Source organism: Syntrophales bacterium, assembly GCA_023228425.1.
Lineage (GTDB): Bacteria > Desulfobacterota > Syntrophia > Syntrophales > UBA2210 > MLS-D.
The window spans coordinates 58,374-71,533 of sequence record JALOBE010000007.1; the positions used below are offsets into that span (position 1 = coordinate 58,374).

Sequence of the window (13,160 nt, forward strand, 5' to 3'; positions counted from 1 at the left end):
TACCGAATAAAAAACCGGTTCGACAGGTACGGACCGGACCCAAAATTGTTGGAAGTGTAGGAAAAATACTGTTCCATGTAAAGAAAAAAGGTTCTCCGGTCCCGCCGGAGGGATGCAAGTACCGGCACCACCGGAGAAAGACCCGGTTATCAGCGGGAGGATCGGTGGGACGGCAGGGGGTTGACAGAGGTATTACATTGTAGTACATCTTCGAAAAAATTGTCGGCAGGACATGTCCATGAAAAAAAAAGAAGGCATCATAACTTTCAAGGTGGATGAAGACCTGATGAGATTGCTCAGGAACGTTCCCAATCGATCCGAGTTCATTCGAAAGGCCCTCGTTCAGGCCTTCGGAAGTGTGTGCCCTCTCTGCGGTGGTAACGGAATGCTCACGCCCAGCCAATACAGCCACTGGGAAACTTTTTCCGGCGGACATTCGGTTGAAGTGTGCAGCCACTGCAACGAGAACTATCTGGTCTGTTCCCGTGAACACTGAAGAAAGGACAGGCTACAGTGTGTTCGATCGGGTTTAACCGGCTCATATCCATACTATTTCTTCTCTGCGGATTCGTTCTGGGGAGCTCCTCCGAGGCAAGGACGGACAGGCTGGAGGTGTTCGTCAGTATTCCTCCCCAGGTCTGTTTCGTTGAACGCATCGGGAAACCCGTGGTAAACGTCAGCACTCTCGTCAGCCCGGGCCACTCTCCCCATACCTATGAACCGACACCAAAGCAGATGGCCGCCCTCGGCAGGGCGGAGATTTATTTTCGTACAGGTGTAACCTTCGAACGGCAACTGGTTGAAAAAATCGGGCCTCTGTTCCCGGATCTGGCGGTGGTGGACACGCGAAAGGGGGTCCCCCTGCTTTACTTCGATGCCGACGGCCACGACCACTCCGATCGCGATGTCGACCCTCATGTCTGGCTTGACCCGAAACGGGTCAAGATCCAGGCGGCTGCCATCTGTGACGCCCTGGTAAAAGCCAGGCCGGCCCATGAAGATCTGTTCAGAGCAAATCTTGGCGAATTTCTCGAAGACCTGAGTCGCGTTGACGCAACCATTTCACGGCTCCTCGCTCCCCTGGAAGGCGAGGCCATGTATGTTTATCACCCGGCTTTCGGCTATTTTGCCGATTCCTACGGGCTCAGGCAGATTGCCATAGAAAGCGACGGCAAGGAACCCGGTCCCCGACAGTTGGCCGCATTGATTCAACAAGCCGCGAAGGACGGAGTCCGTGTCATTTTCATTCAATCCCGGTTCGCCGCGGGCTATGCCGAAACCTTGTCCCGGGAAATCGGGGCCTCCGTGGTTCCCCTTGACCCTCTCGCCGAGGATTATCTTGAAAACCTTGAACGCAGCGCGCAGATAATCAGGCGGGGCCTCATGCCCCGTTCGCCCTCAGGGGGCATCGAAAACGACAGAGACGCAGGCACGGAAAAAGAACATGAATAGTCATCCCGCCATTGAAATCAGCAATGTCTTTTTCGACTACAACGGAGTTCCTGTTCTTGAGAAGGTGACTCTCAGCATCGAGAAAGGGGATTTTGTCTCCATCGTCGGCCCCAACGGCGGAGGAAAGACAACGCTCATCAAGCTTATACTGGGACTTCTTGTCCCCCGGGAAGGAACCGTCAGGGTCTTCGGCCGGTCTCCGCTTACCATCCGCCATGCTATCGGGTACATGCCCCAGGCGCCGTCCCTGGATCCCCGGTTCCCTGTCACCGTGACGGACGTGGTATCCATGGGACTGCTGGGTACGCACCGGTCCCTCGGCTTTTCCCAGAGAAGCAGCCGGGACCGGATTGTGGAGGCCCTCGGCAAGCTGGGCGTGGAGTCTCTTCAAGACAGCCCCTTCTCAGAGCTGTCGGGGGGCCAGCGCCAGCGTGTACTTATCGCCCGGGCCCTGGTGAAGAATCCGGAACTGCTTATTCTCGATGAACCGACGTCAAGCGTCGACATCGTTGCCGAACAGGCACTGTTCGACATGCTCGACGAACTCAACAGGGTCATGACCATCGTCGTTGTAAGCCACGACGTCGGTTTCGTATCTCATTATGTAAAAACCGTCGCCTGCGTCAATCGCCGTGTCGTCGTTCATCCAACCAGCGAGATAACGGGAGAAATCATCAGTGAAATCTACGGCGCCGACGTGCGCATGATCCGCCACGATGAAACAAGCTCTGAACGAGGCTGCCGTGTTTGAATTCTTTACCGACCTCGCAGACTATCGCTTCCTCCAGCATGCCCTTCTGACGGGCCTCCTGGCCAGCGTCGCCTGTGGAATCATTGGAAGTTACGTGGTTACCCGCCGCATAACCTACATCGCCGGAAGCATCGCCCATTCCGTTCTCGGCGGACTCGGCGCAGCCCGGTACGCCCAGGTCGTTCACGGGTGGCACTGGTTCAATCCCCTGTACGGTGCCATCGCCGCGGCCGTCGCGGCGGCTGTCATCATCGGGGCCGTAAGTCTCTATGCGCGGGAGCGGGAAGACACTGTCATCGGAGCCATGTGGGCCATCGGAATGTCGGCGGGAATTCTTTTCATATTTAAAACACCGGGATATGACCAGGATCTCATGAGTTATCTTTTCGGAAACATCCTCATGGTTTCCGCCAATGACCTCCGGCTGATAGCCATGCTCGACCTGGTGATCGTTGCTCTGACCCTGGTGTTTTACAGGACGTTCCTCGCTGTCTGCTTCGATGAGGAATTCGCCCGACTACAGGGCGTTCCGGTGGAACGCTACTATCTTCTCCTGCTCTGCATGACGGCACTTACGGTGGTTCTTCTCGTGACGGTGGTCGGCATAGTCATGGTGATAGCCCTCCTGACCATTCCGGTTGCCATAGCGGGGAACGCCGTCCGACGGCTGGGAAGCCTCATGATCCTGTCGGGTATCCTGACGGCCTGCTTCACCACCGGCGGCCTGGTTATAAGCTACAGCGCCGATCTTCCGGCAGGCGCAACCACGATCATCATTGCCGGAGGCATTTATTTTTGTGTCCTTGTTCTTACCGGGGTCTTGCCTCCTCCGCGTTTCGGGAAAACCCGCTGACCGCTGAAAAGGACTCATGGTTCGTCATTGACAAACAGCCGGCGCCGTGTTTCAATCAGCCTCACGGGTCGCTGATTATCCCGCGTACCCGCGGCATTACGGGAAGGATCGTTCGAAAAAGACGGGGGGGCTTTTTACGCCACTTTTTTCCGTTAATGATCATTATCCTGTTTTTAAACCGTCGCAGACTTTTCACAAAGGAGGAATGCAGCATGACTCGAAGGTACAGAAAGAGTTCCCTCACGGCGCTGGTCCCGGCAGGTCTCGTTCTCCTGGCAGGAATTCTCATCCTCACGGGTTGTGGAACGACATCACGGGATATACAGACGCTCGACCCCTACACTCCGGATCCCCAGGTCATCGTAAATCCCGCCTCGGTCCGCCTGGGCGTGGCAAAGCTCATGGACACGACAATCGAATTCCAGGGATCGGGTTTCGAGCCGGGTGATTCAGTCTTCGTAACCCTCTCGGGGAATGAAATCCCTGAATTTGCCGTCGCCGACGCACCCGTCCTGGATGATGGTACCTTCCGGACCACGGCGGGGGCTCTCGGCAAGATCACCGGTATGCTGCGAGCGACGATAAGCGGGACCTACGCCAAGGACGGCAGCTACAAACAGTATATTGTTATCACGGAACCACCACTGCCCGAAGGAATCTACACAGTAACCGCCACAAGCATGCTGTCCGACCGGTCAGCCGGAACGGAACTGCAGGTGCGAAGACCTGGCACGATGGATAGAATCAAGGACTGGATGGGGAAAAAGCTGGGCAAAATCAAGGATGAACGACCCCGATGAACCACCCGGAAAAAGTACATGATACCTCGGAATCACTTTCGGGCGGCACCTGAAGAGACACGGCGCGACCCCACGGAGGCCGTCGGTGTGTTCCGGGATATGGACGCCTGAGTGAGACAGACGGGGGAGGAATGTACAGGAGCGTATCATGCTGGTGTTAGAAGATCTCAAGGTCACCCTGGGCGACAGGGAACTGCTCAGGCATATCAATCTCGAAATTCACCCGGGGGAAACACACATTCTTTTCGGTCCCAATGGCTCGGGGAAAACCTCGCTCCTCATGACCATCATGGGTTACCCTCAGTATAAGGTAGCGGCGGGCAGAATATATTTCAAAGGTGAGGACATCACCCACCGGTCAATCCATGAGCGGGCCCGTATGGGCATAGGCATGTCCTACCAGAGACCGCCCAGTATCAAGGGACTCACCACCCGGAATATCGTTACCATCTGCGGGAACAACGGAGCCGATGTGGACGCCCTGGCCGCCCGGCTCAATTTCACGGAATTTCTCGACAGAGACATCAATGTCGGATTTTCCGGAGGGGAGATCAAGCGATCGGAATTGTTACAGCTCATGGCACAGAAACCGGATCTTGTACTCTTCGACGAACCGGAATCGGGTGTTGACCTGGAAAACATCGCTCTCATCGGGAACACGGTCAGCGAGCTTCTGCAGCGTGATCACCTGCCGGTGATGGGCAAAACCGTCAAGGAAATGAAAGAGGGCCGGTCACGCATGGGCCTGATCATAACTCACACGGGCTTTATCCTGGACTACGTAACGGCGGACCAGGGACAGGTTCTCTATGACGGAATCCTCGCCTGCAGGAGCAACCCCATTGAAATATTCAACCAGATCAGAAGGGTCGGTTACGAGGAGTGCGTGCGATGCGGATGCGTGATTTAGACGAAAAAGCCCTTTCAGCGCGGGAGAAAAAGGCAGCACTGGGACCTGATGTCGATCTTGACGCGTTTACCATCGACTCGCCCCCTCATGTACCGATCTCCGATATTGCCGAGCTCTCCGAAGCCGACAAGCGGCGTTTGATCCTGGCGGGCATCGATACCCGGCCGGGAGAGCGTTCAGGATCATACTTTCAGAAAGACGGAACCTCACTCTATTCAATCTCCAACCAGGACGGCCTTGAAATCGTACCCATACGGAAAGCCCTGGAGAACATGGAGTGGCTCCAGGACTATTACTTCAACCTGGTTGCCGTTGACGCGGACAAGTATACCGCCCGGGCCCGCCTGGATCTTCACAACGGCTATCTCATCAGGGCTCTTCCCGGCGCCCGGGTGACCTGGCCCGCCCAGGCCTGCATGTATCTTGAAACCGAAGGGTTCAGCCAGAACGTCCACAATATCATCATCGCCGAAGAAGGCTCGGAACTGCATATCATAACGGGCTGCGCAACGGCATCGCATATTTCCCGGGGGCTGCACGTGGGCATCTCGGAATTTTACGTCAGGAAAAATGCCACCCTGAGCTTCACCATGATTCACCACTGGGCGGAGGACGTGGCCGTCAGGCCCCGCTCAGCAGGCATCGTCGAGGAAGGTGGACTGTTTCTCAATAACTACATATGCATGAAACCCGTCAAGTCCCTGCAGATGTACCCCACTACGTCGCTGGTCGGCAAGGGTGCCGTGGCCCGATTCTACAGCCTTCTCGTCGGAAGCCCCGGCAGCGAACTCGACGTGGGAGGAAGAATGCTGCTCAAGGCTGAGGATGCCCGGGCGGAAATATTGTCCCGGGCCATCACCAACGGCGGCAAGATCACGGCTCGCGGCGACCTGGTCGGCGAGGTCCCGGGTGTGCGCGGGCACCTCGAATGCCGGGGAATGATTCTCAACCAGGGAATGATTCACGCCATTCCGGAGCTGACGGGACTCGTTGACGGCGTGGACATGTCACACGAAGCCGCCGTGGGAAAGATCGCCCAGGAAGAGATCCTGTATCTGATGTCCCGGGGGCTGACGGAAGACGAAGCGACGGCAACCATAGTCAGGGGCTTTCTCAATGTGGACATCCCCGGCCTGCCGGCACCTCTGAAAGAGGAAATCGACCGCGCCGTTGAACTCAGTCAGAAGGATCTTCTCTGAGGCTCGCTCCCCTCATGACGTCCGGCTCAGTTACCTTGTGCGGGGCCCGGTGAAAATCGATCGACCGGAATCCCGTTTTCTCTCTGAATCCGCACGGTCTCCCGATGTTCGTATCCTTGAACACCCTGCGCACCGCGGTAGCCCTGCGGCCGGTTTCGATGGCACCCCGGGCGGTAACGGCGGGATTTCCGTCAGACACATCCGTCACGTATGGCCACGGGCTTACCCATGGCTGTCACCCCTCCCTCCAGAGAATGTCGACGTCCTCGCAAAATGTCGAAAAATGTCCGATAGAGGACGGCTTTGTACAAAGTTCCTTGAGGCACGGTGCACACATCCTGAGGGATGAGGCGTACTGTGAGGTACGCCTTGCGAAACCGTCAGTGTTCATATATGGCGGGTTTCATCGCCGTCAAAGGGAACGATGCCGCGAATGAACAATGGACTTGCCCACAGGGATTCCTGTGGTATATACAGCACAGTCGACGCCCATTAAAACCGGGCAATATCACTTACAACGGGTACGGGCATATGAGCGTGGTTGAAGAAATCGAACTTGCCAACGGCCTGGTTCTCCAGGTTCGGGACCGGTCACGGCCGATCGCGCCCGACACGACGAAGGTTGAAGTGGAACTGGTCCTGCCGGTGGAAGTACGAGAAGGCTTTTTCGATAACGATGACGAGTATCGACTCGTGAAGAAAATCTTCGGATCCCACATCTCCTTTATCATAAAAAAAGAACGGACCTTTGTGAAAAAAGAAAACCGGGAATCTGTTTTTGCCGAACTGCTTGATGATTTCATGGAGGATTCCCTTCCCTATCTTGAACGACCCGACTTTCCGGCCCGCTTCGTCCGGGCGAAGCTGGCAGACATTCGAAAACGGCCTCATCGCTATCGTTCGATAAGGCGCTGAACATTCAGGAAAGGACATGTCCATGAAGCAAAAGGTAGCCGTCATTGGAGCCGGATTCGTGGGAACCATGGTGAGTCAGCGCATCATCGAAAAAAACCTGGCCCATGTCGTTCTCGTCGATATCGTCGAGGGAATACCCCAAGGGAAGGCTCTGGATATGTCCCAGGCTGCCTCTGTCGCAGGATTTGAGGGGCAGGTCATCGGAACAAATGATTTTTCGGAAATAAGCGGTGCGTCAATCGTCGTCGTCACGGCGGGACTCCCCCGGATGCCGGGAATGACCAGGGAAGACCTGGCGAAAAAAAACGCCGCCATTACACGCTCGGTCATGGATAACGTCCGGCACCATGCCGCCGGGGCCGTTGTCATTGTAGTCACAAACCCCCTTGACGTGATGGCCCACCTGGCCTGGACAGTCTCGGGATTTCCGCCTCAGCGGGTTTTCGGTATGGGAGGAACCCTGGATGAAGCGCGGTTCAGCTATTTCCTCTCCCGCAAACTCGGCGTTTCCCCCCGTGACATAGAAGCACTGGTTCTGGGCAGCCACGGAGAAGCAATGGTTCCCGTGGAACGCTACACAACGGTTAAGGGCCTGCCGGTACGTATGTTCCTGTCTCCCGGGGAATACGCCGACATCGTCGCGCGCGTGCGGCGGGGAGGAGCCGAAATCGTGGATCTCCTCGAGAGCGGCAGTGCCTGGCACGCGCCCTCGGCATCAACGGTCCTGATGGTGGAAGCGATCTTGAAGGACAGTAAACGGATGGTCTCGGCTTCAGCACTCCTGGAAGGCCAGTACGGTATCGAGCATATTCACATCGGCGTTCCGGTCCTGCTGGGAGCGGCGGGGATAGAAAGAATCCTGGAAATTCCTCTTGACGAACCGGACCTCCAGGCCTTGAGAGAAGCCGCCCGTATCACCCGTAACATGGTTGATCGACTGATACGGGGGCCCCATGACTGATCATGAAATCGAGTCCATACTTCCCCTTGTGCAGAAACCTGCCCGCTATACGGGGGGAGAAACCAACGCTGCGAACACGGCGGGGAAAACCGCTTCTCTGTCCTTCGCTCTGGCCTTTCCCGATGTCTACGAAGTGGGTATGTCCCATCAGGGACTCCAGATTCTCTATGGAATCCTGAACCGCCGCAGGGACTGGACGGCTGAACGGGTCTATGCGCCCTGGCCCGACATGGCCTCTCTCATGGCATCGCGCAGAATGGCACTTTCATCTCTTGAATCGGCAACGCCCCTCCATCATTTTGATATCATAGGGTTTTCTCTTCAGTACGAACTTTCCCTGACCAACGTCCTTTCCATGCTCGACCTGGGACGGGTGCCCCTTCGAGCCGTCAACCGCCGTGAAGACCATCCCCTGGTAATCGCGGGAGGACCCTGTGTTTTCAACCCCGCGTCCATGGAGCCCTTTTTCGATGCCTTTGCCCTGGGCGAGGGCGAAGAGATGGTAATCGACATCGCCGAAACCGTGGAAAGGGGGAAAAAAAGAGGACTGCCCCGCCGAACCGTCCTGGAAAAACTTGCCGGGATCGAGGGGCTCTATGTTCCCTCCGTTCATGGAACGGGCCACCGGATTCGCAAGCGGGTGGTGGCTGACCTGGATGCGGCTTTTCTGCCCGAAAAACCGGTCGTACCATTGATCAAAACCATTCACGACAGGATAACCCTCGAGATCGCCCGAGGATGTACCCGCGGATGCCGGTTCTGCCAGGCCGGGATGGTGTGGCGTCCCCTGCGGGAGCGAAACCTTGAAACAATCATCGGATCCGCTGAAAGGATTCTCTCCGCCACCGGCTATGACGAGATCTCGCTTCTCGCGTTGAGTGCGGGAGATTATTCCCGCATTGCCCCGCTTCTGACGGAACTCATGGACCGCAACATCGAACAGCGCGTGGCACTCGCCCTGCCCTCTCTGCGTACTGAAACCCTTGCGGATTCATTGATCGAACAGATCCGACGGGTTCGCAAAACCAGTTTTACCCTGGCCCCCGAGGCGGGAACCCGGAGGCTCCGGCAGGTTATCAACAAGGGTAACAGCGAGGAGAATCTTCTCGAAACGGCACGAAGCGTCTTCAGGGCAGGCTGGAAGTCTCTGAAGCTCTATTTCATGATCGGTCTTCCCACGGAACAGCTGGAAGACCTCCAGGGCATCGCGGAGCTGGTCAACAAGGTTCTGCGGGTTGAGGGCAAGGGACACCAGGTAACGGTGGGCCTGTCCACCTTTGTTCCCAAACCCCACACCCCCTTTCAATGGGAACGCCAAATCAGTATTCGTGAAACGGAGGAACGCCAGGAATACTTCAAGGACATCCTTCGCCGAGGCAACCTGAAGCTCAAGTGGCATGACCGGCGAATGAGCTTTCTCGAGGGCATCATAGCGCGAGGCGACGGAAGAGTGGCTGATGTCATTGAAGGGGCCTACAGACTGGGTGCCCGTTTTGACGGCTGGAGTGACCGGTTCCGTTTTGAACTCTGGGACCGGGCACTGAAGGATACCGGAATCGATCCCGAACTATACCTGGCCGGGACCGATCCCGCTTCTGCCCTTCCCTGGGACCACATCGACTGCGGCGTGGAAAAAGAGTTTCTTCTCCGGGAGCTCGAAAAATCCAGAACCGGTGAGGCAACGGAAGACTGCCGGACCGCAGGCTGCACCAATTGCGGGGTCTGTGTCGAAGGCATCGAACTGCGCATGGCCCTGGAAGATCCCCTCCCGTCACGAGACCACGGCACCCCGAAGACCCCCCGGGAGGAAGTCTGGAGACACAGGCACTTGAGAATGCGCTACAGAAAAGGAGACAAGGCGAGGTTCCTGTCCCACCTGGACACGGCATCGGCTCTCATCAGGTCGATTAAACGAAGCGGTATCAGGTTTGAATACTCCCGGGGGTTTCACCCCCACCCGAAAATTTCCTTCCCCTGCGCCACGCCCCTGGGAGTTGAAAGTGAAGATGAATACGCGGAAATACGAGTGTTCACCCCCCCCCACTGGAACCGCGGGCGTCTGATGGAGGGCATCAACCGGTCACTGCCCGCGGGATTGACGCTCCTGGCCCTGGAGGACATAACCGGTTCCGACCAAACCCTATCGGGACTGATCGCGGGGTTCGTCTATGAAATGCATCTCGATGGAGAGCGAACGGGCCTGAAAAAGTCCGCGGTATTGCGGGCCATAGGACGATTCCTCAATGCGGACCGGCACGTCATTGTTCGAAGCAGCGGTCAGCGCACCAGGGAGCGGGACATTCGCCCCTTCGTACAGACCCTTGTCTATGATGACGAGACCGGGACTCTTCGAGGCATATTCAGCTTCACACCGCAGGGCGGCGTCAAACCCATCGAAATCCTGACCCATGTCATCGGACTGAGCGACAGCCAGGCTCGCCTCGTGCGGGTCGTGAAAAAACAAACCGTACTGATCGGCGGATGAATCGGCCATGACGAAGGAAATGATTTTCAACTGCAACGATTGTGAAGCCCGGATCGCCATCCTCGACGCAAGAAGACTGGTCAATCTCTACGTGGAGCGCTGGGATGAACACTCTATCGCGGGCAATATTTACGTGGGTCGGGTCGCCCGGGTTCTGCCGGGCATGCAGGCCGCTTTTGTGGACGTCGGCCTCGACAGGACGGCCTTTCTCTATGTGGCTGACGCGTCAATCGAGAACCCGGAAGATACATACCTGCTGCCGGGCGAGGAGGACGAAAACGGTCTGAAGGACCTTGGCGGCTCGAGCCCGGTGTTGTCCATTGAAAACATCCTGCGCGAAGGGCAGGAAATCCTGGTCCAGGCATCGAAGGAACCCCTGGGAACCAAAGGGGCCCGGGTAACAACCTACATATCTCTGGCCGGCAGAAATCTGGTCGCCATGCCGGGCGCCTCCCAAGTCGGCGTATCGAGAAAAATCAAGGATGAGGCCGAACGGGAGCGGCTTCGCCTGATCATCGAAGAGGCCCGCCCGCCGGACTTCGGCTTTATCGCCAGAACGGTAAGCGAAGGCCGGGGTGCCGATGAAATCCGTCGTGATATCCGCCATCTCGTAAGGCTGTGGGAAACCATCCAGCACAAACGCTCCCTCGTGGGTGTCCCCGGACTGGTACACAGGGAACTGAACATGGTGCTTCGGGCCGTACGGGATTTCTACACCGAAGACATGGATCGCATAATCATCGATTCAAAGAGCGAATATGACAGAATCGAGGAATACATGAAGGAGTTCATGCCCGCTCTTTCCTGCCGCCTTGAACTCTACGAAGACGAAGAGCCCATTTTCGATTTTTTCGGCATCGAGGTAGACGTGGAGAAACTCTTCGATAAGAAGGTGTGGCTCAAATCAGGCGGGTTCATCGTCATCGAAGAAACGGAGGCCCTGTGCTCCATCGATGTCAATACCGGACGCTATGTGGGCAAGCGTACCCTCGAGGAGACGATTTTGAAAACAAACCTGGAAGCGGCACGGCAGATAGCCCACCAGCTCCGGGTTCGTAATATAGGGGGCATTATCATTATCGATTTCATCGACATGGAAGACGAACGAAGCCGGGAACTTGTTTACAGCGCCCTGGCGGCCGAACTGGAAAGGGATCGAAGTAGAACGAGCATTCAGAAGATCTCCGAGCTGGGCCTTATAGAGATGACACGGCAACGGCAACGCCGCAGCCTCTCCCGGATCATGTGCGAATCATGCCCCTACTGTTCAGGACGGGGAGTGATCAAGTCAAAGACAACTATCTACTATGAAATACTCAGGGAACTGAAACGAGCGGCGGTTCGCGGCGCCGGCGGGACCATCTGCGTTCTTCTCAACCCCGACGTGGCGGGACTTTTTACGGAAGGCAGGAAGAAGCTCCTGGACAGACTGGAACAGCGGTACAACAAAAAAATCATTCTTCAGACAGACAACCGTCTGTTCCAGGATACCTACGAAATCATACCCATGCAGTGAGCACTGACATGGCGGCGAGCGCCATCGACAGCGGCTCGCGATAGTGTCGTAAAATACCCGCAGAAGACAGTTGATTTTAAGGCGTTTCAGCCGTATAAGGCTGCGAGTTGCACTGTCGGCGACCGGACTGCCGGATATCCGGTTATTCCCATGTACCACGAGAAGTTCACAACCATTACAGGAGGCAGTTACATGAAAAAACGATTTGTGTTATCTGTGGTGGCGGTTTTGATGGCGGTTCCCCTGTTCTTCGGACAGGCTGAAGCGCAGATCAGGATCGGCGTAATGGCGCCCTTGACCGGCTCCTGGGCCAGTGAAGGCCGGGCCATGAAACAGATCGTCGACCTGCTGGCTGACGAACTGAACGGCGCCGGAGGCGTCCTGGGCCGGAAGGTCGAAATCATTGCCGAGGATGACGGCGGTGATCCGCGCACGGCTGCCCTGGCGGCACAGCGTCTCTCCACCCGGGACATCGCGGCGGTCATTGGTACGTACGGATCATCCATTACAGAGGCCACCCAGAATATCTACGACGAAAACAAGATTGTCCAGGTTGCGACGGGTTCCACGGCAATCCGCCTGAGCGAGAAGGGGCTCCGGTACTTTTTCCGCACATCCCCCAGGGATGACGAACAGGGTCTCGTCGCGGCCGACACCTTGAAATCTCTCGGCTACGAACGGGTCGCCATTCTTCACGACAACACCACCTATGCCCGTGGGCTTGCAGACGAAGCCGCCGCGCTCCTCAAGGCCGACAACGTGAACATCGTTCTTTTCGATGCCCTGACATCGGGAGAACGTGACTACAGCACCATTCTCTCACAGTTGCGGTCCCGCAATCCCGATGTGGTCCTCTTCACCGGATATTTCCCTGAAGCAGGACTGCTTCTGCGCCAGAAAAAGAGCATGGGCTGGGATGTCCCCTTCATCGGCGGCGACGCCACGAACAACCCCGATCTGGTAAGCATCGCCGGCAAGGAAGCCGCCGAGGGATTCATGTTCCTGAGCCCACCCGTTCCCCAGGATCTCGATTCGGTAGAGGCAACATCATTCATGGCAGCCTACAGGGCAAAGTACCGGGATGATCCCGCATCGGTCTGGGCGGTTCTGGCGGGAGACGCCTTCAAGGTAATCATCGCCGCCATCGAAGGCTCCGGGTCCACCGATCCCGAAGAGATAGCCCAATTCCTCCGCACGGGTCTCGAGGATTTTCAGGGACTGACCGGAGCCATCGCCTTCGATGACAAGGGAGACCGAATCGGCGAACTGTACCGCGTATACAGGGTTGACGGCGAGGGCAGGTTTATCATGCAATAAG

At 56.7% G+C, this 13,160-nt stretch carries 12 protein-coding genes; all 12 read left to right on the forward strand.

Annotated elements, in window-relative coordinates:
- Positions 1-238: 238 nt before the first annotated feature.
- The 12 genes from M0Q23_04065 (at position 239) to M0Q23_04120 (ending at position 13,159) form a co-directional block, all read left to right on the forward strand.
- On the forward strand, positions 239-496 hold the full coding sequence (locus tag M0Q23_04065; GenBank protein MCK9527818.1) for a YgiT-type zinc finger protein: 258 nt from the start codon (positions 239-241) through the stop codon (positions 494-496).
- Between the two features lie 17 nt (positions 497-513).
- Complete coding sequence (locus M0Q23_04070; GenBank protein ID MCK9527819.1) at positions 514-1,452, forward strand: zinc ABC transporter substrate-binding protein; 939 nt, start codon at positions 514-516, stop codon at positions 1,450-1,452.
- Positions 1,445-2,203, forward strand: coding sequence for an ABC transporter ATP-binding protein (locus M0Q23_04075; GenBank protein ID MCK9527820.1), 759 nt, complete (start codon positions 1,445-1,447; stop codon positions 2,201-2,203). Before M0Q23_04070 ends, M0Q23_04075 begins: the two co-directional genes overlap by 8 nt.
- On the forward strand, positions 2,169-3,056 hold the full coding sequence (locus tag M0Q23_04080) for a metal ABC transporter permease (protein ID MCK9527821.1): 888 nt from the start codon (positions 2,169-2,171) through the stop codon (positions 3,054-3,056). Before M0Q23_04075 ends, M0Q23_04080 begins: the two co-directional genes overlap by 35 nt.
- A gap of 212 nt (positions 3,057-3,268) precedes the next feature.
- Entirely contained in the window at positions 3,269-3,856 is a 588-nt protein-coding gene (locus M0Q23_04085) for a hypothetical protein (protein MCK9527822.1), read from the forward strand.
- Between the two features lie 148 nt (positions 3,857-4,004).
- The gene (locus M0Q23_04090; GenBank protein ID MCK9527823.1) at positions 4,005-4,766 is read left to right on the forward strand and encodes an ABC transporter ATP-binding protein; all 762 of its coding nucleotides are present in this window, start codon (positions 4,005-4,007) and stop codon (positions 4,764-4,766) included.
- Entirely contained in the window at positions 4,754-5,965 is a 1,212-nt protein-coding gene (locus M0Q23_04095; protein MCK9527824.1) for a SufD family Fe-S cluster assembly protein, read from the forward strand. The genes M0Q23_04090 and M0Q23_04095 overlap by 13 nt, the downstream gene beginning before the upstream one ends.
- Before the next feature lie 531 nt (positions 5,966-6,496).
- Complete coding sequence (locus M0Q23_04100) at positions 6,497-6,880, forward strand: hypothetical protein (protein MCK9527825.1); 384 nt, start codon at positions 6,497-6,499, stop codon at positions 6,878-6,880.
- Positions 6,881-6,902: 22 nt separating this feature from the next.
- The gene (mdh, locus tag M0Q23_04105; protein MCK9527826.1) at positions 6,903-7,841 is read left to right on the forward strand and encodes a malate dehydrogenase; all 939 of its coding nucleotides are present in this window, start codon (positions 6,903-6,905) and stop codon (positions 7,839-7,841) included.
- The gene (locus tag M0Q23_04110) at positions 7,834-10,326 is read left to right on the forward strand and encodes a TIGR03960 family B12-binding radical SAM protein (protein ID MCK9527827.1); all 2,493 of its coding nucleotides are present in this window, start codon (positions 7,834-7,836) and stop codon (positions 10,324-10,326) included. Before mdh ends, M0Q23_04110 begins: the two co-directional genes overlap by 8 nt.
- Before the next feature lie 7 nt (positions 10,327-10,333).
- Complete coding sequence (locus M0Q23_04115) at positions 10,334-11,842, forward strand: Rne/Rng family ribonuclease (GenBank protein ID MCK9527828.1); 1,509 nt, start codon at positions 10,334-10,336, stop codon at positions 11,840-11,842.
- A 192-nt stretch (positions 11,843-12,034) separates the two neighbouring features.
- A complete protein-coding gene (locus M0Q23_04120; GenBank protein ID MCK9527829.1) occupies positions 12,035-13,159 on the forward strand; it encodes a branched-chain amino acid ABC transporter substrate-binding protein in 1,125 nt (374 codons plus the stop codon).
- The last annotated feature ends 1 nt before the right edge of the window (position 13,160 follow it).

What these genes read in the sequence shown, in the direction of transcription:
- M0Q23_04065 (MCK9527818.1), top strand. Translation starts at nt 239, where the DNA reads ATGAAAAAAAAAGAAGGCATCATAACTTTCAAGGTGGATGAAGACCTG.
- M0Q23_04075 (MCK9527820.1), top strand. Translation starts at nt 1,445, where the DNA reads ATGAATAGTCATCCCGCCATTGAAATCAGCAATGTCTTTTTCGACTAC.
- M0Q23_04080 (MCK9527821.1), top strand. Translation starts at nt 2,169, where the DNA reads ATGAAACAAGCTCTGAACGAGGCTGCCGTGTTTGAATTCTTTACCGAC.
- M0Q23_04085 (MCK9527822.1), top strand. Translation starts at nt 3,269, where the DNA reads ATGACTCGAAGGTACAGAAAGAGTTCCCTCACGGCGCTGGTCCCGGCA.
- M0Q23_04090 (MCK9527823.1), top strand. Translation starts at nt 4,005, where the DNA reads ATGCTGGTGTTAGAAGATCTCAAGGTCACCCTGGGCGACAGGGAACTG.
- M0Q23_04095 (MCK9527824.1), top strand. Translation starts at nt 4,754, where the DNA reads ATGCGTGATTTAGACGAAAAAGCCCTTTCAGCGCGGGAGAAAAAGGCA.
- M0Q23_04100 (MCK9527825.1), top strand. Translation starts at nt 6,497, where the DNA reads ATGAGCGTGGTTGAAGAAATCGAACTTGCCAACGGCCTGGTTCTCCAG.
- mdh (MCK9527826.1), top strand. Translation starts at nt 6,903, where the DNA reads ATGAAGCAAAAGGTAGCCGTCATTGGAGCCGGATTCGTGGGAACCATG.
- M0Q23_04110 (MCK9527827.1), top strand. Translation starts at nt 7,834, where the DNA reads ATGACTGATCATGAAATCGAGTCCATACTTCCCCTTGTGCAGAAACCT.
- M0Q23_04115 (MCK9527828.1), top strand. Translation starts at nt 10,334, where the DNA reads ATGACGAAGGAAATGATTTTCAACTGCAACGATTGTGAAGCCCGGATC.
- M0Q23_04120 (MCK9527829.1), top strand. Translation starts at nt 12,035, where the DNA reads ATGAAAAAACGATTTGTGTTATCTGTGGTGGCGGTTTTGATGGCGGTT.